This window comes from Cellvibrio sp. QJXJ (assembly GCF_024452345.1).
Classification (GTDB): Bacteria; Pseudomonadota; Gammaproteobacteria; order Pseudomonadales; family Cellvibrionaceae; genus Cellvibrio.
Genome location: NZ_CP101663.1, coordinates 1 through 25,383 on the forward strand (window position 1 = coordinate 1; position 25,383 = coordinate 25,383).

The 25,383-nt window shown below is 44.4% G+C and carries 14 protein-coding genes; 9 read left to right on the forward strand and 5 right to left on the reverse strand.

All coding sequences use genetic code 11. The features are described from left to right. From NNX04_RS20925 to NNX04_RS20955, 7 genes are all read left to right on the forward strand, one after another. The coding region (locus tag NNX04_RS20925; RefSeq protein ID WP_261948426.1) for a TonB-dependent receptor at positions 1-2,849 on the forward strand (2,849 nt) is incomplete at its 5' end. Positions 2,850-2,952: 103 nt separating this feature from the next. Continuing rightward, a complete protein-coding gene (locus tag NNX04_RS20930) occupies positions 2,953-4,851 on the forward strand; it encodes a glycoside hydrolase family 97 protein (RefSeq protein WP_198284843.1) in 1,899 nt (632 codons plus the stop codon). Between the two features lie 48 nt (positions 4,852-4,899). Continuing rightward, on the forward strand, positions 4,900-5,892 hold the full coding sequence (gene dctP, locus NNX04_RS20935; protein ID WP_261948427.1) for a TRAP transporter substrate-binding protein DctP: 993 nt from the start codon (positions 4,900-4,902) through the stop codon (positions 5,890-5,892). 142 nt (positions 5,893-6,034) lie between these two features. Next, positions 6,035-7,846 carry a TRAP transporter large permease gene (locus NNX04_RS20940; protein ID WP_261948549.1) on the forward strand — a complete coding sequence of 604 codons (1,812 nt, stop codon included), beginning with the start codon at positions 6,035-6,037 and terminating at the stop codon, positions 7,844-7,846. A gap of 172 nt (positions 7,847-8,018) precedes the next feature. Further along, on the forward strand, positions 8,019-9,698 hold the full coding sequence (locus tag NNX04_RS20945) for a glycoside hydrolase family 43 protein (protein ID WP_261948428.1): 1,680 nt from the start codon (positions 8,019-8,021) through the stop codon (positions 9,696-9,698). A gap of 62 nt (positions 9,699-9,760) precedes the next feature. After that, positions 9,761-11,167 (forward strand): glycosyl hydrolase family 28 protein, encoded by a 1,407-nt coding sequence (locus NNX04_RS20950; RefSeq protein ID WP_261948429.1) that lies wholly within the window; start codon positions 9,761-9,763, stop codon positions 11,165-11,167. Positions 11,168-11,592: 425 nt separating this feature from the next. After that, a complete protein-coding gene (locus NNX04_RS20955; protein WP_261948430.1) occupies positions 11,593-16,695 on the forward strand; it encodes a discoidin domain-containing protein in 5,103 nt (1,700 codons plus the stop codon). A gap of 105 nt (positions 16,696-16,800) precedes the next feature. Here NNX04_RS20955 and NNX04_RS20960 read toward each other — a convergent pair whose 3' ends face one another. Next, complete coding sequence (locus tag NNX04_RS20960; RefSeq protein ID WP_261948431.1) at positions 16,801-17,772, reverse strand: hypothetical protein; 972 nt, start codon at positions 17,770-17,772, stop codon at positions 16,801-16,803. A gap of 170 nt (positions 17,773-17,942) precedes the next feature. Here NNX04_RS20960 and NNX04_RS20965 point away from each other — a divergent pair, with 170 nt between their 5' ends. Further along, positions 17,943-20,942 (forward strand): Tn3 family transposase, encoded by a 3,000-nt coding sequence (locus NNX04_RS20965; RefSeq protein WP_261948432.1) that lies wholly within the window; start codon positions 17,943-17,945, stop codon positions 20,940-20,942. Between the two features lie 28 nt (positions 20,943-20,970). Here the strand turns inward: NNX04_RS20965 and NNX04_RS20970 are convergent, their stop codons facing one another. From NNX04_RS20970 to NNX04_RS20985, 4 genes are all read right to left on the reverse strand, one after another. Beyond that, on the reverse strand, positions 20,971-21,795 hold the full coding sequence (locus NNX04_RS20970) for a SprT-like domain-containing protein (RefSeq protein WP_261948433.1): 825 nt from the start codon (positions 21,793-21,795) through the stop codon (positions 20,971-20,973). A gap of 148 nt (positions 21,796-21,943) precedes the next feature. Continuing rightward, on the reverse strand, positions 21,944-22,879 hold the full coding sequence (locus NNX04_RS20975) for a site-specific integrase (protein WP_261948434.1): 936 nt from the start codon (positions 22,877-22,879) through the stop codon (positions 21,944-21,946). 77 nt (positions 22,880-22,956) lie between these two features. Beyond that, a complete protein-coding gene (locus NNX04_RS20980; RefSeq protein ID WP_261948435.1) occupies positions 22,957-24,366 on the reverse strand; it encodes a DEAD/DEAH box helicase in 1,410 nt (469 codons plus the stop codon). Further along, complete coding sequence (locus NNX04_RS20985; protein ID WP_261948436.1) at positions 24,363-24,923, reverse strand: hypothetical protein; 561 nt, start codon at positions 24,921-24,923, stop codon at positions 24,363-24,365. Before NNX04_RS20985 ends, NNX04_RS20980 begins: the two co-directional genes overlap by 4 nt. A gap of 8 nt (positions 24,924-24,931) precedes the next feature. On the opposite strand from NNX04_RS20985, the gene NNX04_RS20990 reads away from it, so the two are divergent. Continuing rightward, on the forward strand, positions 24,932-25,240 hold the full coding sequence (locus NNX04_RS20990; RefSeq protein ID WP_261948437.1) for a helix-turn-helix domain-containing protein: 309 nt from the start codon (positions 24,932-24,934) through the stop codon (positions 25,238-25,240). Positions 25,241-25,383: the final 143 nt, after the last annotated feature.

The following is a 25,383-nucleotide window of genomic DNA, read 5'->3' on the forward strand; positions in this document are numbered from 1 at the left end:
AACTCAGCAAATTGGTGGTTGCTATGACAGCCGCAACCGCATTCTCAACCGTGTCGCCGATGCTGGTGGCGCAAGATGAGGGATTGGAAGAAGTGATGGTTACCGGTATTCGCGGCAGCCTGCAAAATTCAGCCGCAATTAAACGCAATGCGGGTGAAGTTGTTGAATCGATTACCGCAGAGGATGTGGGTAAATTGCCTGATCCTAATGTTGCCGAAACCTTGACTCGTATTCCCGGTGTGCAAGGTTATCGTTATGGCGGCGAAGGTGCATCGCCAGTGGGCGAGGGCAGTGGCCTCACTATTCGTGGTCTGTCTGGTCAAACCGCGTCACGCTTGAATGGCAGAACCTATTTCACTGCCGGTGGCCGCGAATTCAATATTGAAAGTGCAATCCCAGGCATGATTGCCGGCATCGATGTATTTAAAAATCCCAGTGCAAAACATATTGAAGGAGGTATTGGGGGTTTGATCGACATTAAAACCCGTCGCCCGTTGGATATGGATGAGCGGGTGATAAGTGGTGCTGTCACGGCGCGCTATAACGATTTTGTAGGCGATATAGATCCGGAAATTTTTGGTCTTTACTCTGAAACCTGGAATTTGGAAAGCGGTGGTGAGTTGGGCTTTTTATTTGCGGCAACCCAACAAAAAAGTCACAACCGTTCCGACTCCACGCCGAGTAATACCGGTGCAAATTTGCGTCGTGCCGTACGTGCCGATTCAGCTGAGTACACAACCCTGGCCGCTGCCAATCAGAGTTATGTAGGAAGAAGCGATGTTTGGCATTTGGTAGATGCAACGGCATCGGATGATCCATCAAATTTAATTGCAACCACTTCGCAAAATGCCCACGTATTTCAGGAAGATATTATCCGTGATCGCAAAGGTGTAAATACGGCAATCCAGTGGGCGCCCAACGACGATTTTGAGCTTTACGCCGAAGGTAATTACAACTACTACAAATACGAGCAGGATTATCGTTTCATGATTATGAGCGATAGTCGCACGGTTCAGGGTTTAGAGACCGAGGCCTTTGATACTACTGAAGCGTGGGTAAATCGCAATGCCAATGGTGGCGAAAATGCAGTGCTGGCAACGCAAGCCTTAGCGTCGGGTACTTTTTTAAATTCAACCTTCAACTCACTGGGCGGTAAAGAAAATCGCCCTTATGAAACCTGGTTGGTTGCTACCGGTTTTGATTGGAATATTACAGATCGTTTGAATATGACTACCGATGTGTCATATGTGAAAGCGGATCAAACCCAGGATAACCGCAGCGTGACTTTGCGTCCAAAAGTAGGGAATACTTGGGATATCACCCGCGATTTAAAAACATCGCCACATAACATCAGTATTTCTGGGCCCGATTTGGCAGACCCCAACAATTTTGTATTTGTTGATTACGGCAACGGTACCCATCAGGTTTTTGATGATAGTGGTTATGCCGTACAAACGGATTTTAAATACGAAGTGGATGGTTTCTTTAATGCTGTCTTGTTTGGTGGACGTTTTGCATCGCAAGAATCCAACTACAACAATTACAGCTTTGGTGGTAAAGCTTTGACCACAAATGGCTCGGGATTATTGGCAGATCAGTCAAATGCGATTTCTGTTGCTGACTTTGCAGAACTTACTGAAACTGCACCTAAAGATTGGGTGAAAAATAAAACGGATTTTGCCGGTGGTTATTTGGTGTTTAGCCCCTCGTTATTAAACAGCGATGCGCTGCGCACGAATTTCCCACAAGCAAATATTCCTGCTGATGGCAGTATTCCGGAGAATTTGGGTGGCCGCCGTTACGCAAAAGAGGACACGCTAGCCGCTTATGTAATGGGTGAATTTGCAACTGCAGGCGAACGTATTCGCGGTAATCTGGGTGTGCGTGTTATCCAGGCTGATGTCGATGCGCGCGCAATGGTGTGGGATACGACTGGCACAACGGCGCAGTTTGTTCCTTTCGCAGCATCCAGTTCCTATACGGATGTATTGCCATCATTCAACATAACCGGCGAGTTGCAGGATGATTTGTTGTTGCGTTTTGGTTATAGCAAAGGGATCACTCGCCCCACCTTGGGCTCGCTTAATCCAACTATTTCTGTGGATCAAACAACTGGCCGCGGTAGTGCTGGCAATCCCGACTTGAAGCCGCTTGAAGCTGACAGTTACGACCTTTCTTTAGAGCACTATTTTGGTCCTGCAAACTATGCATCGATTGCCGTATTCAATAAAGAAATTGATGGCTTTATTAATACGGCAGAATCTTGTGAAACGGTTTCTGTTGCACCTGCCTACACGGGTGCGGTCGACAACCTATGCAGCAATGGCCAATATTTTATTACTCGACAAGTGAATGCAGAAGCAGGTAGTGCGCGCGGTGTTGAAGTGGCGGTACAAACCTTCTTTGATATGTTGCCAGGTGCCTGGAGTAATTTCGGTGTATCGGCATCCTACACGCACGTTACAACCGAAAACCCGATTGTGCGTGATGGAAAAGTGGTAAATGTTCCGCAAGCATTCCAATCGGATGATAGTTATAGCGTTGCGGGTATGTATGAAAACGAAGGCCTATCGGCGCGCTTAGTTTACACCTATCGTTCTGATTTTATTTTGTTTGGTGTTGCGGCAAACCCTGCTGTTGGGCGTTATGTGAAGGGGTATGGTGTGCTTGATGGCTCGATTAACTACAACATCAGCGATACTTACTCAGTAACTTTTACGGCATCAAACCTGACAGATTCGGCTCCTGTTCGCTACGTGGGTGAACCCGGCTCAGTTACCACCGGATTCCAAAATCAGTACTACATTAATGGCCGCAATTTTGCAGTTGGCTTAAGAGCCACCTTCTAGCGTTCGTCTATGGGAGCCGCATGGCTAACCGTGCTTGGGGCATTACAAAATGCCCCCTTTTTATTGAGAAAAATAAAACGATTTCGCAAAACCGGAGTGTTCGATGCCAACATGTAAATTTATAACCTTAATGGCTATTTTGTTTCTGCTGACTATTAACCTCAATGCGGTTGCAAAGCAAGAGCAGGTTAAATCCCTAAGCTCTCCAGATGGTAAAATTAAATTTACATTCTACGCCGGGCAAAACCGAAAAAAACAATCTTTATTTTTCTACTCTGTCAGTAAAGAACAGCAGGATGTAATCAAAAAATCCCGAATGGATCTGGATTTGGATAACCATTATTCCGAGTGGGCCCTGGCTATCAAAAATGTTCCCCAGGGATATTGGATGCATGGTTTGACATTAACCGACAGTCAAATTACAAGTCATGATTCGACATGGAAACCGGTTTACGGTGAGAGGGCGCTGGTACGTGATAATTATGCAGCCTTGAAGCTTTCATTTGTTCATCAACAGAACCCAGCCTACACCATGGAAATTCGCGTTCGTGTGTATAACGAAGGGGTGGCTTTTCAATATTTTTTCCCTGATAACCCTACCGGAATTTATTACCGGGTGATGGCGGAGAATACGGAGTTTGCATTGCCCCCCAACACCTATGCGTGGCATACGCCCTGGGCGCAGGCATTGGCAACTCGCGTGCCATTAAAAAATTGGGAAAATGAAAGCGAGCGGCCATTAACGCTGGAACTTGAAAATGGGCTTTACGCGGCTTTGGCTGAAGCGAATGTAAAAGACTATGTGCGTACTCGTTTTTCACTGTCAAGCGACAAAAAAAATACTGTCATTACTAAAATGCACGATCCGGTTAATTTGATTACCGGCACTGGTACGCCGTGGCGCGTAGTAATGATTGCCGATAGTGCAGCGCAATTACTGGAAAATAATGATTTATTATTGAATCTCAATGAACCATCCAAAATTGCCGATACTGACTGGATTAAGCCCGGAAAAATTGTCCGCGACATGAGCCTTACCAATGAGGGCGCATTGGCCTGGATTGATTTTGCTGCCGAACATAACCTGCAATACCTCTTATTCGATTGGAAATGGTATGGGCCATCCTTCACGTTTGATTCCGATGCAGGAAAGGTCGCCATTGATCTTGATATGGAAAAAATCATCAAGTATGGCAAAGAAAAAGGCATTGGCATTTGGTTGTATGTGAATCAACAAGCCTTGTTAAAGCAAGATGAAGAAATATTTCCTATTTATAAAGAGTGGGGAGTTGTTGGCGTTAAATATGGGTTTGTGCAATTGGGTTCCCATCGCTGGACTGCCTGGTTATACGATTCCATTAAACGTGCGGCTGACAATAAATTAATGGTAAATATTCACGATGAATTTCGGTTTTCCGGCGAGCAGCGTACCTGGCCAAATGTCGTTACCGTAGAAGGTATTCGCGGCAATGAAGAGATGCCGGATGCGAACAACAATACCACCTTACCATTTACGCGTGGTCTGGCAGGTATGGGTGACTACACTATTTGTTATTACGATGAACGCATAAAAACCACCCATGCCCATCAGTTGGCGTTAGCGGTTGTTATGTACAGTCCATTGCAAACCTTATTTTGGTACGACGAAGCGGCGGATTATACCGGGGAAAAAGAAATCGAATTTTTTGCCAAAGTGCCAACGGTATGGGATGACAGTAAAATCCTTGCGGGAGATATCGGACAATTTATTGTTACTGCAAGACGTTCCAGCTCGGATTGGTATCTTGGTGCTATTACCAATAATGACGCGCGCAAGGTGACCGTTGATTTTAGTTTTCTTGAGGCTAATACCAACTATATTGCAAGAATTTACTATGACGACAATACCTCATCCAGTAGAACCAAAGTAAGCATGCGCGATGTTGACGTGAATAATCGCAGTAAAATAGATATCGAGTTAAAGGCATCTGGTGGCGTGGCTTTATGGATTCGCAAAAAATAATTTATGGGTAAGTCCTGGCTACTAAGAGTGCGATCAATGAGATTAATAATGCTTAAAAAACTAAATTTCATTCTCTGCTTGGCGCTATTGGCCATAAATATAGTGAGCGTTGGTGTACACGCAAAAACCTACAAAATTGCTACTGATGTGCAGGCGAATGGCACTGCCGGTCGTTTGCTCAGCGAATTTGCACAGAATGTACAGCGCCGCACCAATGAACGTGTCAAGTTTAAAATATTTCACGGTGGCGTACTGGGCGATCAATTGCAGTACTTTCAGCATGTACAACGCGGTGTGGTTGATATTTGTTTGATCAATAGCGCTTCGCTTGAATCCGTTATTCCGGCGATAGGTGTTATGAATATGCCTTATCTGTTTCGCTCTGCCGAGGAATATAAGGAAGTCATGACCAATGGTGATTTTCGTCGCGCGTTATTTGATTTTTCAACCAAGCATCGTTTTGCTTTTTTAGGGTTTTTAAGTAGTGATTTCCGCAGTATTTACAGCACCAAATCTATTCGCACCATTGCAGATTTAAAAGGGCAGAGACTGCGCACAATCTCCAGCCAAACTTATATTGATATGCTTACCCGCTTTGGTGCGGTGCCAAGTGTATTGCCCTTTGGCGAATTGTATTCCGCTATGCAACAAGGGGTAGTGGATGGCGCCGAGGGTGGAATAGCCGGTTTGTATGAAGCCAGATTTAGCGAGATTGCCAAGTATGTGGTGCTAACTGAACATACACGCTTAACCGATTTTGTTCTCAGCAGCGTTCAGTTTCAAAATCAGATTTCTCCGGGGGATTTAAAAATAGTAAACCAGGAATTTGAAAAAATAAGCCTTAAATCTATTGCCTATGCCGATGCCAAGGAGAGTGAATATAAACAGCGGGCAATGGATGAGTCTGGTGTGCAATTCTTTGAGGTAGACAAAAGCCCGCTTATGAAAGCGGTTGAGCCTATCTACCAAAAGGCGCTTGAGGACGAAGAGAAGTCCAAATTGCTAAATGCCATCTTAACCATCGAAAAACGTAAGCTGTAAGTATCGCCTGCTGGTGTTTTCCCTACGGAATAAGACAATGAAAAACATAAAAGTAAAAAATAATTTTTCTTCCGGTTCCGTGTGGATAAGCAGGCCGTTTGTAGGTGTGTTGCGCGACTTTCTGGTAGCTTTGTTGGCTGCGATGGTGGTGGCTATTTCCTTCCAAGTGATTTCCCGTTTTGTATTCAACTCACCCAGTATGTGGCCCCAGGAATTTTTACGCTACGCCCTTATTTGGCTGGGATTATTGGCGGGAGGATACTGCTTTTTAGTGGGGCGGCATCTTACTTTGCCTTTTTTGCTGGATAGATTTTCCGGTACAACATATGGCGTTCGCCTTAATCTATTGAATTCCCTGTTGATTATGATTTTTGGCTTTATCTTCATCTTTGCTGGTTACCAGTCCTATTTGGATAATTTATTGATGAAGACTGCGATATTCAAAATACCCGTGGGAATTTTGCAAACAGCAATGTTGTTATCTGGTGTTATTACAGTCTTATCCCAGTTTTCTGAAATTTTTCGTTTATTTAAATATCAATCTGCGAAATTCATCGATCTCGCTTTGGTCATTGGTTTGCTGGTCGGTACTGGCTTGTTAATAATCCTCGTTGCTCATTCATCAATTTTTAATTTATTGGTGGAGGAAAATCTGGAAATAGTTTCCCTATTGGTGTTGTTTGTCAGCTTTTTTATTTTTTTGATTATCGGGACACCTATTGCTATAGGGCTTGCTTATGCAGGTTTATTTACCTTGGCGTTGCAAATAGATTTTAACCAAATATTTCCAACAGCGGGTCAAACTATATTTAATGGCTTGGATAGCTTTGGTTTTCTTGCACTGCCATTTTTTATCCTGGCGGGTAACATTATGAATCAAACCGGGCTTGCAAGAAGGTTAATTGACCTTGCTATGTTAATTGGCCGGCGTATTCCTGGTAGCTTGTGGCAGTCCAACATTTTGGCGAACATGTTATTTGGTACCCTATCGGGTTCGGGCATTGCCTCTGCCTCAGCAATCGGGGGAATAATCACTCCGGTTGCACGGGAAAAATGTTATGACATGCCAATGACTGCTGCAGTTAATGCTGCATCGGCTCCCTGCGGCATGCTTATTCCACCTTCGGGTGCACTTATTGTTTATTCGCTGATTACGGGGGGCAGTGCATCGATTATTGCTTTGTTTCTCGCGGGTTATTTGCCCGGTATTATCATGGGCATAGCAGTAATGATTGGTGCCTATTTATACGCAAAGCGTAAAGGTTACACAGCGGACGACAATAAACAGAGTATGTCGGAAATGGTCACCATTTTTCTCCGTGCGCTGCCGAGCTTAATGCTCATCTTCATTGTTATAGGGGGAATACTGGGCGGCGCTTTCACCGCTATCGAGGGGTCAGGAGTTGCGGTTATTTATAGCTTGCTACTTGCACTTGTTTATCGCGCGCTTTCGCTACCAAAATTAATCGAAATTTTTCTGGATACAGCAGTAGTCTCCGGTGTTATTTTATTTTTAATCGCCTGTTCCGGCATGATGAGCTGGACCATGACTTTTGCTTCTATCCCTGACACTGTTGGCAGTTTACTAACCGGGTTTAGCGATAATAAATACCTGGTTTTGTTACTGATTGTCGCTATCTTGTTGTTGGTTGGTGTTTTTATGGATATGTCACCCGCCATGTTAATTTTCACCCCGATATTTTTTCCCGTTGTTACTGCGCTAGGTGTTGATCCGGTTCACTTTGGCATTATCCTTGTTTATACCTTGTCGATGGGCTTGGTTACACCACCAGTAGGTACGGTGCTTTTTGTAGCTTGTAGTATTTCAGGCGAAAAAATCACGAGTGTACTGCCCCCCCTCATGCCTATTTTCTTGTTACAACTAGCGGGTTTGTTGTTAATTACGTTTGTGCCTGCTATCAGTTTGGCGCTGCCTGAATTATTTGGCCTATAGCAATAAAAAGTACCAATAAAAAGTAAAGATAAAAAGTGGTGCTCTGTTACGGGCTTGCCATAATCAGCCGCGGCGAGGATTTATCAGCATGTTGAATTTTTTCAGATGGTATTTCGCACTGTGCGTACTTTTTTTGTCAGCCGCGATTACTTGGGCAAATGAACCACCCCGCATGACAATTGATCAAACTGCAGCGACAGGTGTGTGGATATCTGACCAAGGCGATGGAACTTATATTAATCCTGTATTACAAGGCGATTACTCTGATCCCGATGTGGTCAGGGTAGGAGATGATTTTTATCTCACATCATCCAGTTTTACCAATGTCCCCGGTTTACCCATATTGCATTCTAAAGATTTGGTGAATTGGAAAATTATTAGTCATGCGCTGCAGCAAATTGAACCTGTTGCGCATCACTCTGTTCCGCGTCGCGGCGGAGGTGTGTGGGCGCCCTGCATTCGCCACCACAATAATCAGTTTATGATTTATTACGCTGACCCGGACTTTGGTGTATTTGTAGTTACCGCAAAATCAGCTACAGGCCCTTGGGCTAAACCCCAATTAATTGATTCAACCAAAGGTGTTATAGACCCTTGTCCCTTTTGGGAGGAGGGCGGTAAAGGTTACATGGTTTATGCCTATGCCCATTCACGTTCCGGAAAAAGCAATATTATTGAGTTAAAAGAATTAGCTAAAGATGGTTTGAGTGTGAAGGGCGATGGAAAAATCATTATCGATGGAAATTTATTGCCTAAAGTGAAAACCTCCTACGGTGATTTGCCCTGGTTTACCTTGGAAGGCCCCAAACTTTATAAACGCAAAAATTATTACTACCTATTTGCTCCGGCGGGCTCCGTAAAAGGCGGTTGGCAAGCGGTGTTTCGCGCAAAACATATCACCGGCCCTTATGAGGCACGTTCAGTGATGGATCAGGGCGACACAATAATTAATGGCCCTCATCAAGGTGCTTGGGTAAATACCGTAACAGGCGAAGACTGGTTCTTACATTTTCAACAGACAGATTCTTATGGTCGCCGCGTATTATTGCAACCTATGCGATGGATGGCTAATGACTGGCCAATTATCGGTTCACCCCAAAAAGAAAATCATTTTGGACAACCCGTGCATTCTTATAAAAAACCGGATGCGTTTGTTCAAACCCGACAGGCGCCCATAGTAAATGATGAGTTTAATCAGGGATTTCATTTAGGCTGGCAATGGAGCGCCAATCCGCAATCTGATTGGGTGGATTCAACAATCACAAACAAGTTGCGGTTGAAATCTGTGTCCTCCTCGGAGAATTTGTGGGAGGCGGGCAACTTATTAACACAGAAATTACCGGGAATGCGTTTTACGGCGAGCACGCAATTCACACTTGAGCCAAAGCGTATCGGTGAGCGAGCCGGGTTATTGGTGCTCGGTTACAACTATGGTTGGATAGGTTTGGAAAATACCGCTGACGGTATTCGATTGGTGCAGGTCACGCGAGAAAATGCCAATTTATTTGCCGCTGAAACCAAGCTGACCGCACCGGTCACAGTGAGTGGCGCGGTTTATGTTCGCATCCATATTAAACCGGTAATCGTGGCGCAACCCGAACCGGACTATCCGGTAATTTATCCCTCGCTCTTGCGCGCATATCATGCTCAAGTCACGTTTAGTTACAGTCTTGACGATACGCATTATTATGCAATTGGCCCAGGTTTTATTGCGCAGCCAGGTCGTTGGGTGGGTACTCAGGTAGGATTATTCGCGCAGGCCGCAAGTGGAACCCCCGCTTATGTTGCAACCTCAACGGGGCACGCGGAGTTTGATTATTTCCGTATTGAGTCTGGTGATAAAGAGCGTTGATGCCGGGTGTACTTTTTCTCTGTGACATAAAAATATACGGTGAGAGCAGAATGAGTTTATCGATGCACAATAATAAATTGATACAGCTGGTTGCCATTTTTGGAATGGGTTTTAGCAGTAGTTTTTTTGCAGTCGCTGGCGATCTCGTTACCTATGAGGTACCCAAACAAGCGTTTTATACGCACCATAACGATGACTACACCGTTCGTGTGAGAAAACTGGGTGGTGAGTGGCAGGACTTATATGAGTACAAGGTAAAAGTAGACTTGGATAACCCGCAAAATGCATCCATGGTATATTTTGATATGGGGGAACCGGTTGAAGTTTCCGTTAAAAAAAATAATGGTGATATACGACGCGTTGAAATTCGCCCCAAAAGTGCAGGAATAAAGCCGAAACTAGCGGGAAATGTAGCGCTATTCAAACTTTCAAAACCAGCAAATATATCTATTGAATTTGATGGCGATCGCCTTCACAACCTGCATTTATTTGCCAGTGCGATCGAACAAAATATTCCAGATAAAAATGATCCCGATGTTATATGGTTCGGTCCCGGCTTACATCTTCCACCGGAAAATGCCGAAGGCGCGTTCCGTATCGCCTCAAACAAAACTGTGTACCTACACGGCGGTGCAATGTTGCGTGGGAAATTGCTAATAGACAACGCCATTAATGTGACAGTAACCGGGCGCGGTTTAATTGATCAAGCGGGGCGTGGTTTTGAAATTACTAAATCCAGTAACGTGGTGATTGATGGGCCAATAGTTATTAATCCAAAACACTACACGGTGTATTGCGGCCAATCCAATCATGTAGATATCCGCAACATTAAAACATTTAGTGCGGCATCCTGGACCGATGGCATAGATATGATGGCCTGCTCTGACGTTAATATTAATAATGTTTTTTTGCGAACCTCAGACGACAGTATTGCTATTTATGGTCATCGCTGGGACTACTATGGCGACGCCCGAAATATCATGGTTAGCAATTCTGTACTCTGGGCTGATGTGGCGCACCCTATCAATATCGGCCTGCATGGCAATAATAAACAACCTGAACTCATTGAAAATATCCGGTTCAATAATATCGATATTCTGGGGCATGATGAAGATGATCGGAATTATCAGGGCGCAATGGCGATTACCAACAGCGACGATAATCTGGTTAAAAATGTTTACTTTGAAAATATCCGTATAGATGGCGTAGAGGAGGGCATGTTATTTAACTTCCGCGTAGTGTTTAACGAAAAGTACAGTCACTCTCCTGGTAGAGGCATTAAGAATGTTTACCTGAAGAATATTTCTATAGTAAACAGCAGTCTCAACACATCGGTCATTGGCGGGTACAGCAAAGAACGGGCGGTTAACAATATTGTGTTAGAAAATATTCGCCTTGACGGTAAGCGCTTAAAACCGTCCGATTTCACTCTGGGTGAGCATGTTAGCGATGTGATCGTTAAGCCCTAATATTTTCTTCAGGTTTCTTTGGTATTCCTCAAAAATGCTCCCGTATTTGCAGTGGGGCATTTTCCCTCTGTTAACTGTGTTGAGTTGTTATTCAATTTAGATATTTACTCGCAGCCCAGCGCTTTCTCTGTTGTTACCCTTGTTCGCATTAATATCCTTCCATGTAAAAAATGGTAACGATATTTATTGCACATGGCGTCTAAATAAATCAATTACCCATTAGTTTTTGCACCATTAGAATAAATTTTTAATGTTGCTATGGGGTTGTTGCAATTCAAACATGGTATCGATACCATAATTAATGCCATATAAATATGATTAATGGCTTGGTGGTTTTTATCACACCTAAAACGCGGTGCTATCAACTGGCTTGCCCGATGTAAAGTTGGGTGGGTCGCATTTTCAATCAGCTAGCAGAGGCAGCAATGATAAATATAAAAGTTACTCGCTCATTTACATTTTTGAGGTGTTTTTCCCGCAAAGTATTTATTGGTGGAGTTAAAGCCCTGTGTGTGTCGGTGATATGTATATCCGCCAATGCACAGGATTTGCCGGCCATTACCGACTTTAATCCCAGTATTCAAGAATCAACCGATACAGCAGGATTCATCCACCCTGGGGTGGGTTTAACCAAACCGATTTTGGAAAATGTGCGTGCGCAAGTGATTGCACAACAAGAACCCTGGTATAGCTATTACAAAGATATGCTGGCGACCTCTGCGGCTTCGCGTACTGCAATTTCAAGTAATGCCAGTTCGGCCAACCCCACAACACCCTTGTCATTGGCATTTAATAGTCAATCGTTTAATTCGCGTTTTATCGCGGATGGTTTGAAGGTGTATACCCAAGCCTTGCTGTTTTACATCACGGGCGATGATGTTTATCGAACTAACGCGATGAATATATTGCGTGTGTGGGGGCAGATGGACCCTGCGCAGTATGCTTATTTTAGCGATGCCCATATTCACACGGGTATTCCGATGAATCGCATGTTGGCCGGTGCGGAAATCCTGCGTTATACAAACTCACAAAATAGTGCGTCGGCATGGACTGAAGCTGATACACAGGCGCTCACGAATAATTTAATTATTCCGGCTACTGAAACCTTCATGCATCGCAATAATGAGTTTATGAACCAGCATGGCTACCCACTGATGGGCGCCATGGCGGGTTATATTTTTACCGGCAATAAAGATCGTTACACCGAAGCGGTCGAGTGGATGACGGTTAACAAGACTGCATTGAACCAAGGGTTTAATGGTTCTATTAAACGTTTATTTCGTTTGGTTGATCGCAACGCAAAAACGGGTGAGCTATTGGCAACACCCGTTGTGCAGCATGTTGAAATGGGGCGGGATCAAGCGCATGGTGCGGGCGATCTCAACAATGCCACGATTATTGCGCATATGTTTTACGCACAGAATTCCAAAGTTGACCCTGTTTCCGGTGAGCTATCCACGGCGCCCAACGCTGTTGGCATGTACGAGTTTTTAAATGATCGTGTACTCCATGCCGCCGATTTTTTCTGGCGCTATATGGCCGGTAATCCTACCGATTGGGTGCCCACAGAATTTTCTATTTTTGCGGATGGTCAAGTTGGTGGTTTGTATAATTTTATTTCAAGCCAATATCGCGGGCGTATGTTAACCACCAACTTTTGGGATCTTTATTATTACTACACCTACACCAAAGGTGTCGATCTCTCGGTGGTGGCTCCCTATTTTTATAAGGGTTTTCAGAGCCGGGTGCCCGGTCGTTTTTATTACGCACGTGGTTTGGCCAATGCGTGGGAAAACGTCGATGGTGGCGGTGATTTTTGGCTCTATATTCCGCCGGAAGTAGCAAACGAAGGGGCTGCTAGTTTGCCCAAACCCCAGCTAAACGCATCGCTTATTGAGCCTGAAGAACGCTACACCGCGTTTGATTCAAACAGCCAAACTCTTAGCGAAGCGGGTACGGATTTTGTGCGTTTGATGGCGACGCCTGAAGGCGCAAAAATTTGCTTGTTTAATTTCTCCTATGGTGGGCGCCCCAGTGTTTTACCTTATGGTATTAAGGTCAGAACTAACGGCGTTGCAACCTTGGCGCTGAGTACTGGATTGGAGGCACAGCCTTATCAGAAAATTGAGTTACCCAATACCAATAATCAATGGCGCTATGTGGTTTATGACGCGGGAACCGGCGCTATTCCAAGTGGTATTGGTGGTAGCTACAGCTTGAATTATGTATTTATTGAAGGTGATGGCACTCAGGTTGATATCGATAATTTTAATGTGAATGCGGGTACCGAATTAAGTGCACCGGTGTTTGTCGAGGGTGTGGGGAACCAGGTAATTTATACCTATGTAGGCGCCGCTATTAACAAAAACTTCGCCGCGACTGATCCCAATCCTGCCGATGTAATTTCCTACAAACTTGATCAGGCTCCTGCGGGCGCCGGGTTTAATGAGCAAACCGGCGCGTTCACATGGATACCGCAATCCGCTGGTCACTATTCTTTTGTGGTTTCTGCAAATGATGAGTTGACCAGCACCACTAAAAAAATTGACGTTTATGTCGAGCAAGATCGCAGTGCAGCACTGTCCAGTATCAATGCGGGGTTCGATGGCAACGCAATTTATTCAACAGATTCTTTGGAAAATTATGAACAAGCGTATGCGGCGGCGACAACTGGTTTGAATAATGCGAGTGAAGCAGAATTTGCAGCACTGCTTCAAGCTCTGTTTGTCGCGGTGAGTGAATTGCAATTGGTGACGCCGTTATTGGGTGATGGAAGTTTGAATTTCGCAAGTACAGTTGCGAGCACAACATTCGGTGGTGTCTATTCACTTGTTGATGCAGACCCTGACACCTTTACCGGTTTTTTATCTGGCGCTAATCTTTATCACATTCTCGATTTTGGCATAGACCATAAAGTCAGTGCGACCGCATTCGGTGTTCAAGCACGGATGAATTTTGCAGATCGCGGCGCGGGCATTACAGTATTTGCTTCCAATGATTCGCAAAATTGGACGCGTATTACACCGGATGAGTCCCCATTTCAGGATGACCTCGCTATTTTGCCAGTCGATGCCGCTTACCAAAACAGTAAGTATCGCTACTTCAAATTGCAAATGGTTAACCCGCACCCCGATGCATTACGCAATCAAGTTCTGAATTTGATGGAGCTGGGTGAGGTGCGTATTTGGGGTGAGCGCTTTGAGACAAATAATAAAATTGAAGCGATCAACGTAGCGCCAGAGCAAGTGGGTACGCGCGGAATTGTTTTTACTGGCAGTGAGCTGACGTTGAGTTTGGTTGCGAAAGAGGCGATTGAAAATCTGGTGTTCAATGTGCAGGGCGTCAATGCGGTAGTTTCAACGACCGATGGTATTCATTGGACTGCCAGTGTGACCTTGCCGGTGAATGCTAATGCGGGTGCGCTGTCGTATTACTTGAGCTACGTTATCAGCGCTACCGGTCAAAGCAATGATGCTTTTATTAAATCCAATTTATATGTGACCAATGGCACCAATATTATTGATGGAATTTCCAGCCTTGCTGATTTGATTGACCCGTCCACTTCATTCGGGCGGCCAAGTGCAGCGGTAACGGCGCAACAGGTTGGCAATCTGTTTGATAATAATGCTGACACCATTTCCGATTTTAGATTAGGTGGTAATGGTGCTGGTGGTTACATCACGTTTGATTTTAAATTCGGCGGCTCTGTTGCGCTAACCGGGGTTGATATTTTGGCCCGTCAGGATGGCTACTACACACGCATTAATGGTACGCGTATTCAGGCTTCACAGGATAATCAAAATTGGATCACTATTTCCAGCTCAGCGATTTCAACTAACGAATGGCAAGCGCTGACAATTACTGATCCTCAGCATTATCGTTACATTCGCATCTACAACAGCAACAGCTGGTTTGGAAATATGGCGGAAGTGAAATTCCACGGTAGTCATCGCGGCCCTGTGGATTTGATCAGCACCGTTGGTTTGTCTTCTACCTCTGCGGATGCAACCGGGTTGATTCATATTGGCGATGAGGTGAGCATTTCTATAGGTGCAGTTGGTTTAATTGCAGATATGGATGTGATTATTCAGGGGGTTCCTGCCAGCGTATCCCAAATCAATGATAACGCCTGGATCGCAACCGCAACTATGTCAGCCGACGTCAACCAAGGTTATGTTGGGTTCACGATTAACTACACCAGCACAACTGGCGCAACTGGAACGCCTGAAAGCAGCACGACCGATGGCTCAAGGTTGTATCTCATCAATGGCGATGACTTGCTGCTTAATATTGCTGAAATTGCAGATCTGATTGACCTCTCAACGACTTTTGGTCGCCCCAATGCAGCGGTAACCCTGAGCAACATAAACGCGCTTTTTGATGGTAATGCCGGCACCGTTTCCGATTTCCGAATCGGCACCAATGGCAGTGGTGGTTACATTACCTTTGATTTTAAAGAAGGGAACTCGGTGTGGTTAACCGGTGTGAATATGCTGGCGCGCCAGGATAACTATTACACCCGTATCGAAAGTGCAGTGGTGCAAGGCTCGAATGACAATATCAATTGGACCACAATCACCTCGCCAGCACTTGCTACCCGGGATTGGCAAAACCTGAGTGTTACCACTCAGTCTGGTTACCGATATCTGCGCTTATATAACTGGCGCAACTGGTTCGGCAATATGGCGGAAGTGAGGCTGCATGTGGACAATAAACCGCCTATCACTCAAGCGAATATTCCTGCGGGCTGGGTGAACTCCGATGTCCTGCTTGAGTTCAATGCGATTGATGACGCTTCCGGTGTTGATGCGACTTACTTTGCGCTTGGTGATGCGCAATCGCAATCGGCAACTTCAGTTGTTGTCAGCACCGAAGGTAGTAATGATCTGATGTTCTGGAGTGCAGATAGAGCGGGGAATGTTGAAAATATTAATTTTTCCCAGGTGAAACTTGATAAAACCTTGCCGCAATATTTGATTGAGTTGAATGGTGAACCTTTTGTTGCGGGGGAGTCGATACAAGATAATCAGACGCTCAGTTTGACCATTTCAGATACATTGTCTGGCTTGGAACTTCAGCAGGTATCTTTGGATGGTCAGATCATTGCACCCAGTGTGAATACAACTAGTTACCGAATTTATCTACCCGGTAAAATTGGTTCTCACCAATTGCATATAACTGCAAAAGATTTAGCGGGTAATCAACTCAATGAACAGCTAACCTTCAGAGTAGAAACTAATCTGGAGTCGCTAATCTCCCTGTTCATTGAAGGTGTAAACTCGGGCGATATCACCGGAAAATTAGCTGATAAGCTCAGCCGTATCCTTAGGCAGATACAACATATTGTTTCGCAGTCAGAAATTGCACATGGTATGAACAGCGATCGAATTATTTTGCAATTGCTAACAAATATGTCTCATGAGCTTTCCAGGAATTCAAATGTGATAGATGCTAATACCTTGGAAATTCTTAAAAATGATGTTGAGGCATTAATACGCCTCTATCGGGAAAGAGTCGAAGGGCTTTAACGAGTATTTTATTCCCCTGATATAAGTTTTTTAGTCGAATAAACCTTATCTTGGCTGGGCAATCATGCCCAGCCATTTTTATGTTTTTAGGATTAGCACCACTAATCAACCGCCGTGAGAGTCTCCAATCAATAGCAGTGCAGCACTTCCTATGATAGCAGTCTCATCCCCTGTTGAACCGCTGCGAATCCTGTTGCGAAGCAGGGTTGATGCTTTACTTTTGACGTTATCAGTCAGCGTGAAAAGCCAAGTTTTTGGCATAGAAGAGACAATAATGATTTCGTCAAGATGGTGCAGACTGGCGCTGGTTTCAATGGAAAATGCCAGTGCACTGGCGGCATTTTGGATCCATGCAGAAATTATCTGATTGGTTGCCGGGTTTTGGTCTTGATAATTAAAATGCATTAATTCTAATGTGGATGCCACGCCAAGGTGTCGGCATAAACTAGCAAGGGATGATTGCTCATTGAGCGAGTTGTATTGTGTTGCTTCAGTTCTACTATGAGCTGCGAATACGATAGGCATGGATCCAAGAAACTTTTTTTCAACCGGTCGATGCAGATTTATTTCGTTGGCAAAAATAAAGCAGCCGTCAATGTCCAGATCTATTTGAATATAGAGCGAATCTTTTTTAATACTTGTGGGATTTTTTATGATCTCTGCGGCGGCCGCCGTAATTCCTGCAGGAACGATTACAAGCACAAGCTTGTAAAGTGATTGATCGTTTTGATTTTTTAATCGGTGGCTTAGGCGAGCCTTTATCTCACGCACGCAGATTATTTCATCGCCGCTGTCGATAAGGCCGATTCCAATTAATGCCCGTTGCTCCAGTTTCAGACATTTAACCAGCTCAACGATCTGATGATAAATTTGATCTGCAAGAGCTAAATTTGTTTGCTGGTGGACTGGATACTCCTGAATAACCAGAATGGTTCCATGAAAATTAATCACGGCGATCAGAAAAATGTTTTCTCTAATCTCAATCCCTATAGCCAATCGGCCATTAGCTCGAATCTCGTACTGGGCTGTTGGCTTTCCTCGCGGTTTCTTCTGGGGGTAGCAGGAACTTCCCGCCATGGATTACATAAACCGCTTAGAGGCCTTGCGGCGCAAGGGTTTCACGCCAAAACTGATTTAAAAACTGACACATTTATTCTCACGGTACGATGATTCGCGTGAATATGTGGGTTGAGCCCAACTTGGTTAGTCGGCCTTGGTTAGAATCCGCCCCTTTTTAAGGGCAACCAATGGTAAGCACAGATAATAGAATCGAAATCTTAACCAAGTCGGAGATCAACGACCTTTACGCAGTACCAAACTTATCTGAAGCCGAGCGAGAAGAATACTTCGTCCTGCATGGTGAAGAAACCGCACTCTATTCTCCACGTAACGAACCTATTATCAACGCATACGGCATTTTATTACTGGGGTACTTAAAGTATAAGCCAGTAATGTTGGAGATATCCCTCGCAACAGTAAAAACGGATCTAGCCTACATCAGGAAGAAATATGACATTCCCCTCAATCTGATAAAGGCAAAACTCTCACCTACGCAAAAGTCACGCATTTATCAAAGCATCCTTAAATATGGCGGATATCAGCAATTTGATGACAAATCCGCAGATCAACTCAAGAAATTCGTAATTCAATTAGCCAAGCAAATTGTCGAGCCTAAGGAGATATTTGACGGGTGTACTAATTATCTGAGCTCGGCCAACATCTTGATCCCTGGTTACAGCACCTTACAAAAGATCATTTCTGCGGGCATTAATCATGAAGAGCGTCACCTTGAGAAAAAGATCCTTAGTAAATTAACGGAACATGATATTGCCACCCTCAAGAACATGGCTCAATCGGCTGACGGCAAGCCGTTAATAACTAAAATTAAAAACCTGCCAAAAAGCTTTCAGCGTAAGGAAATGTACAGCGAAATAGATGTTCTAAATAAACTTACTGACATATTTCCTCTTATTTGCAGTGCCGTTGAATCGTTGGACTTATCGCCTAAAAATATCGATCATTTTGGACACTACGTTAATCTGTACAGCATTACCCGACTGCGTAATCTGTCTACCGAGAAATTTGCACTCTATCTCTCATGCTTTATTTATCGAAGATATCACCAAATAATTGAAATTCTTATAGAAGCTTTTCGATATCACGTGCGTAAGCTGGAGACCGATGCACGGATGCAAGCTCAAGACAAGTATGTGCAGGAAATGGAAAGCATGGCAAAAAAGATGGAACGGGCTGGCGACTTGGTTAGATTATGGGTCGATGAACGCTTTGGTGGAGAAGATATTGCGCACTGTGACGTTAGGAAAGAGGCATATGAAATTATTTCAAAAAATGATATTCCCACGGTCAGCGACTTTATAACGAAGGCTACAACCGACGTGAAAAAGCACCGGTGGCAGTTCTATGACGAAAAAAGTCACGTGATAAAGGGATTGTTGCGAAAAATTTTTCTGTGTCTGGATTTTGATTCTCACGATGAGTCTGCTCAAGCTTGGTTGACTCAGGTAAATACCGCGAAAACCGAGCTGTTAGCACATGGTACTTTACATACTTTCGACGCAAGACTAATCAAGCCAGAATTCAAACCCTATTTGATTGACGAGGTTGACGGCAAGAATAAAATTAACATGATCCGTGCCGAAATGTTGCTTTACATAAGAATTGTCGCAAGGATTGAAGAATGCAAATTTTTTGTGGACCGGAGTGTTTCTTACAAATGGTATGAGAGTGATCTTGTTAACGCTAAAGATGTCCCGGAGTTGGTTTCGCTTTGTAATTTGCCAACAATTCAAAAACCGATAAGGGAACTGTTGGATGTAAAACTTGCCGAATTTGATCGAAAACGAAAAGCTGTAGGGGCGCGAATTGCGACTGGGGAAAACCAATCGGTTATTTTTACTGAAATTGATGGCAAGAAAAAATGGAGCGTTAAAAACGTAGTTAAGAATGGAAAAGAGAAACAAGAAAACTATCTCAATAAGTTAAAACAGTGGCATATTGGCGATGTACTTGCGGAAGTTAACATTCATACCCAATTTACCAAAGCATTGACTCATCGTCGGTTAAATAAAACTGTTCCTGATCTTAATACGATTATCGCATGCATTGTTGCAAACGGCACTCGGTTTGGTACGCACCGTATGGCTAAGCTTTGCAACATTCCTTACGATGTGTTGGTAGAGAATGAAAAAAATTATTTATCTAGTGAAACACTTCATAATGCAATTGACAGGGTCAGTGACGCAATAGGTAAGCTACCTATATTCAAATATTACAACATCCAGGAGGAGGTTTTGCACGCGAGCTATGATGGGCAGCGATTTGAAAGTCATTTCAATACCATCACTACGCATTTCTGCAGAAAATATTTTGGTCGGGGTAAAGGCTTCTCGGCGGTGAGTATTAATGCCAATCACGTCCCGGTGAATGCGCAGATTATGAAGCCGTATAGCCACGAATCCCATTATTTATTCGATGTGCTTCATAACAACACCTCCGAAATAAGACCCGACGTAATATCCACCGATAATCACGGCACGAACCAATTTAATTTTGCAATTCTTGATTGTTTTGGGTTTAGTTTCGCGCCGCGATATGCTCGCGTCGGTAATGAATTGGCGAAATCGTTCAATTTAGTTAATAGTGAGGACTCTGCCGAAATTGTGTTGACTAAACCGATTAACCGTAAATTAATTGAGGATAATTGGGATTTTATTCAGCAGATAATGGTGAGTTTAGATAGTCTCCAATCATCGCAAGCAAATATTGTTAGAAAGATGTCGCGGTTCAAATCGAAAAGCAATCCATTCAAGGCTTTAGCTGAGTACGACAGGTTAATCAAAAGCATTTATTTACTTGATTTCATTGATGACGGTACATTTCGCAGTTATGTGCACCGAGCGTTAAACCGGGGCGAGTCCTACCATATGCTCATGCGGAGAATTGAAGAAGTGAATGGCAAATTTCGCGGCAATTCCCCTGACGAGATAGCTAACTGGTATGACTGTAGTCGCTTGATTGCCACCTGCATCATTTATTTCAATGCACGTATATTGTCATTTATGATGCAAAAGTTTGAGCTGGAGAATAGACTGGAAAATCTTGAGAGAGTGAGGTGCTGCTCACCAGTGGCTTGGCTGCATATCAATTTCAACGGGAGCTATAGTTTCTCTTTTGATGGAGAGCAACTAGACATGTATGAGTTGATTGACGAGATGCTGGGTAATTAGAAAGTTCTTGCTCCTCCACTCAAGAAACTTAATTCGACTCTACTAAGGTTTCGTGGCATTCGCCGCAAATTACTGCGAGGTCAGGCTTGCCCCAAAGTTGCATATGGCATTTGGGGCATTTGTATTTATGTTTGTTACTGGCGTAACGCGGTTTGGTAGTGGAAATAAACGGTCGAGGTTGCAAGGATTGTGGAAAGTACGTTTCGTTGAAGGCCGCTTCAAGCTCTTCTATGGAGTAGGGAACACTATGAATGGTGGCCGTATCCTGATGGCGGGTTTCCAGCATTAATGCGTTGGGACCAGGTGCGGTTGAACTAGCGGGGTAACCATCCTTTGTATATATGAAAGTTTTTTTCTCCTGGCGAATTACTGGATATCGGTCAATCCAGGTTAATTGAAATCCAGACGCTATTAATTCATCGAAAACTATTTTAAAGCGGCCGTCCTCTATTATGTAGTCCATTATCGACTGCCCAATCATTTCGCCCCCGGGTTCACCTGTGGATGAGGGCATCAATCCGATGGATATCATTTTTTTCGCCCACTCCATATTGTGGTATCCCTGCCGTCCAGGATTGCCGAAGTGAGACTGCCAGATATGTACCATTTCATGACAGAGTGCTTGGCAAATTTCGATCAACGGAAAGTTGGCAAAATACTCTGGGTTAATTGCGAGTTCGTGGGTATACTCCTTTTGGCTATTCACCCACCGCTCCAAAGAAACATACCCCATTATGCGTTTTTGCCGCTGGAAAGTGATGAGGCATGATGGAAGCTTACCTTCAAAAAGCCGCTCGTTAAAGAAGTCATAAGCGGTTTGAAATGGGAGATAGGATTCTATGGTGGGCTTCATTAATAAGAATAATTCTCGTTTATTTGTATCGTACGAAACAGTAAAATGCAATTTTAGTTATTAAAATTTTATTTATATTCTTTTTTACTAAAAAGCCATGCGTATCTAGTTTACCCTTTGTAGAATCGTACGTTAATAATTAAATTAACTAAATGCGGCTGGATAGCAGTGTTTGGTTGAACTCTTCGAAGTGATCCTTTGCATCCACATACCGGAGGGCACTTCGCACGTCTTTCCAGCCTACGTATTCCATAATTGTTTTGATATCCCATCCGCTGGAACTCGCCCAGTTAGCGAACCCCCGTCGCAGTGAATGGCCAGAAAGACGATCCCCGTCGATAACACCTGCATCGCTGGACTCTTTGCGCAGCACACTAATGAAACTGTTGGGATGCATACCAGTATTGCCTAAATGGCCCCATCGACTAATTGAGGGAAATAGTGGGCCTTCGGTCAACCCTATCTCCATCAACCACTCGTGACAGGCGTTGACCGGGCACAGCCATTTCAGTGCGGGTGTTTTGTAGGTGACGCCAGCGAACTCTGTTTTGGTGTGCGGTAGATACAAAGATATGCCCTCATCCCGAATAATCGAAACGTGTTCGACTCGAAGGCGGCTTAGTTCATCGCTGCGAAAACCCCTCCAGAAACCTAACAAGATAATTGCACGATCCCGTAATGCTTGCCGGAGCAGACTTGAACATTGATCAGTGCGAGCTTTCGAGATTTTATGTTGAAGATAGAGGTCAATTGTCTCTATATGGTGTAGTGCTAACGGTTTAGCTTGTTTGGGCTGTACTGGGTGAAGTGCTTGTATCCCTTTGAGTACCTTTTTTACCATAGGGGTTTTGGTAGGATCCGGGAATCCTTGGTCAATGTGCCATTGGGCAATTGCCGCTAGTCGTTGGCGCAACGTGCTGACTGCTAATTTATCTGCATAAGCGGCCAGATATTTGGCTATTGAATCGGCAGTGGCAGGTAAAAAACCTCCCCATTCCACCTCGAAATGTTCAATCGCAGCACGGTAACTGCGTCGGGTATTGTCACGTGTAGCGGCATGAATGTAACGATTTATATCGCTCATAATCGGTAAGCAGTCTGTTTCGTAGATGATTGCATGAGGCTAATCAGCTTTTGGCATTCCGGCAAGCGATCACTGGGTTACCGAGCGTACAGATGAGATAGCTGTAGCAGCTCCTGCCGGAAACGGCCGAACATATTGATGGTGGTGTCGTATGATTGTGCCAGGATCGAAATCGCTAGTGGCTGGGGTGCTTCGTTATCTGAGATACCTGTCAATGCAGGAAAATTTCCGAAACTAATTTCTGTTTCATCAATAACGTCGGGAAAGTTGGCTATCGATACCGGCAAAGTAACTTCAACGTCATTTTCAGACATAGTTTCCCGTTTGATTTTCGCGGATTCCGGTATTTCTTCAGCAACCCGCCGCGCATATTCAATCAGGTTAGGTTCTGCTGGCAAATAAAGGTAGCTATCTCCTGGCGCGTCGTTACCTACGCGCAAAATACGTCCCAATACTTGCCTGAAATGTAACTCAGTCTTTACCCGCGTCAGATGGCAGCACACTCTTAGTCGCGGGATGTTGGTTCCTTCGCTAATCATGCCGACCGAAATAATCCACGCTTGATTATCATTGCGAAAGGTATCAATTATCCGATGAGCATCGTCCTCCAGATAAGTCGCAATAACAGCTCGTTGACCAAGGTGCCGTTCAAGCAAGCCCGCTATTTTATGCGCATGGTCCACCGAAGCAGCCACAATGAGTCCTCCCGCATTGGGTTGTACTTTGCGGACCTGGGTGAGCTTTTTAGCGGATTGCTTAAGCAAGTAAAGAATCAGTTCATCGTTATCAATCAGCTGTTGATACGAACAGCGAGCCTTGCTTAATAGCTCGGCGAACGATGAATATTTGTCGATTTTGTTTCCACGCTTTACCTGAATACGATCATTATCGATTAAGGTGATACTGGGAGCTCGACATACGTTTTCTTTAATCGCTTGGGCGAGCCCATAAATGTAATCGCAATGAATTTTGTCGTCCTGACAATAGCTGGCCAATGCGATTGGAATGCGGTCAGATCGCCAGGGAGTTCCTGTTAGTGCGAGAGTATAGGTTGCACGCCCTTGAATACTTCGGATGATCGTTTGACCCCAGGCATTAGCATTATCAATGGAATCGCCGGCGCAATGATGAATCTCGTCAAAAATAACCAGGATGTGATGGCTATTGAAGAGTTCCCAAAATGCCTGATTTAATCGCAACATTGATTGGTAAGTTAATGAACATCCTCGGGCACCAAGAGATCCATCCATGCGTTTACCGGTGTGGGTTTCAAGCGCAACCTGGAAATCGGATGAAACGATAATGGAAGGCGAAAAGCACAATACCAAATCAATCATATTGTGAGTCAGGAGCTGGTTAGCCAGCGTTGCTGCCATTGCTGTTTTACCGGCACCTGGTGTGGCCAGGCATAAAAAATGGCTGTCCTCACGTTGAAATTTGCCAAATGCCTGATCCACACAATTGGCCTGCCATCGCCTGAGTTTCATTGCGCAAATCCTGTTTCCCGTGCAAGCAAGCTTTCAAGCGCCTTTACCTTTCCGAGCAATTTCGAACATTTATCTCTCGACGAGTTGTATAGCACCTGCACTTGGTCACGCAGCTCTGGAATCTCCTTGCAGATTGCATCGTATTCCTCGGTTTCCCCCATTGCAGTTAGCATTTCCAATTTATGATGATTTAATCGTTCCCGGAGACTCTGCCGTGGATCCGGTTTAACCGACTCAACATTTACCGCAGCCTGTGCTTCTTCTTTGACCAAAGGTGATGACGAAGATATAGCAATAACGGATTTAGACCGCGCGAAAAATTGCGGTGTTAGTCGGTACTGCGGCCATCCTCCATCCACCACAACCCGGGTTAAATCACCGCTGTCGATCAGCCGTAACATGTTGCGATAGACAAATTGGCGGGCTGCTTTCTTGGATTGATGAAGACAACCATGATCATTCCGATAAGCTTCCGTCAGATCGTCAACGGTGAAATCCCGCCCCTTCAATTGCGGTAGGACGGCGAGTAACCCGGTTTTCACTTTGAGAGATTTCACGATAGAAATTGACGCCTTATGTCTCGAATTTCGCGACACCCTATCTTGTCTCTATTATCGAGACAATGAAATCATCTCCTTATTCCCCTCATTATGAAAAGCTGCGAGCCTGGCTGAAAGAGCAGCGGGATGAGAGTGGTTTGTCCCTGCGCGAAGCCTCTCTTGCTATGGGGCGGCATCATTCTGTGCTGGGAAAGATGGAGCAGGATCGACGAAAAATTGAAGTGCTGGAGTTTGTGAGGTACTGCCAGGTGTTAGGTGTCGATCCTCATGAGGGTTTGGATATCCTCATCACATCACTCAAAGATGGTGATTGAAAAAGCAATGAAAAAATAAAATGCCCGACACCGAATGCCCTCTGCAAGACAATTGATCGGGCAAAAAATTAAGCGTGCCTTTCAGAAAGCCTGCAAAAATTGGCCTTGATTCCAATCGTGAAAATGTGTTTTGGTTAATATTG

Coding starts and splice junctions, on each gene's coding strand:
- NNX04_RS20945 (WP_261948428.1), top strand. CDS start 8,019: ATGACAATTGATCAAACTGCAGCGACAGGTGTGTGGATATCTGACCAA.
- NNX04_RS20975 (WP_261948434.1), bottom strand. CDS start 22,879: ATGAGCGATATAAATCGTTACATTCATGCCGCTACACGTGACAATACC.
- NNX04_RS20980 (WP_261948435.1), bottom strand. CDS start 24,366: ATGAAACTCAGGCGATGGCAGGCCAATTGTGTGGATCAGGCATTTGGC.
- NNX04_RS20940 (WP_261948549.1), top strand. CDS start 6,035: ATGGTGGTGGCTATTTCCTTCCAAGTGATTTCCCGTTTTGTATTCAAC.
- NNX04_RS20970 (WP_261948433.1), bottom strand. CDS start 21,795: ATGAAGCCCACCATAGAATCCTATCTCCCATTTCAAACCGCTTATGAC.
- NNX04_RS20965 (WP_261948432.1), top strand. CDS start 17,943: ATGGTAAGCACAGATAATAGAATCGAAATCTTAACCAAGTCGGAGATC.
- NNX04_RS20960 (WP_261948431.1), bottom strand. CDS start 17,772: ATGGCGGGAAGTTCCTGCTACCCCCAGAAGAAACCGCGAGGAAAGCCA.
- NNX04_RS20950 (WP_261948429.1), top strand. CDS start 9,761: ATGCACAATAATAAATTGATACAGCTGGTTGCCATTTTTGGAATGGGT.
- NNX04_RS20955 (WP_261948430.1), top strand. CDS start 11,593: ATGATAAATATAAAAGTTACTCGCTCATTTACATTTTTGAGGTGTTTT.
- NNX04_RS20930 (WP_198284843.1), top strand. CDS start 2,953: ATGCCAACATGTAAATTTATAACCTTAATGGCTATTTTGTTTCTGCTG.
- dctP (WP_261948427.1), top strand. CDS start 4,900: ATGCTTAAAAAACTAAATTTCATTCTCTGCTTGGCGCTATTGGCCATA.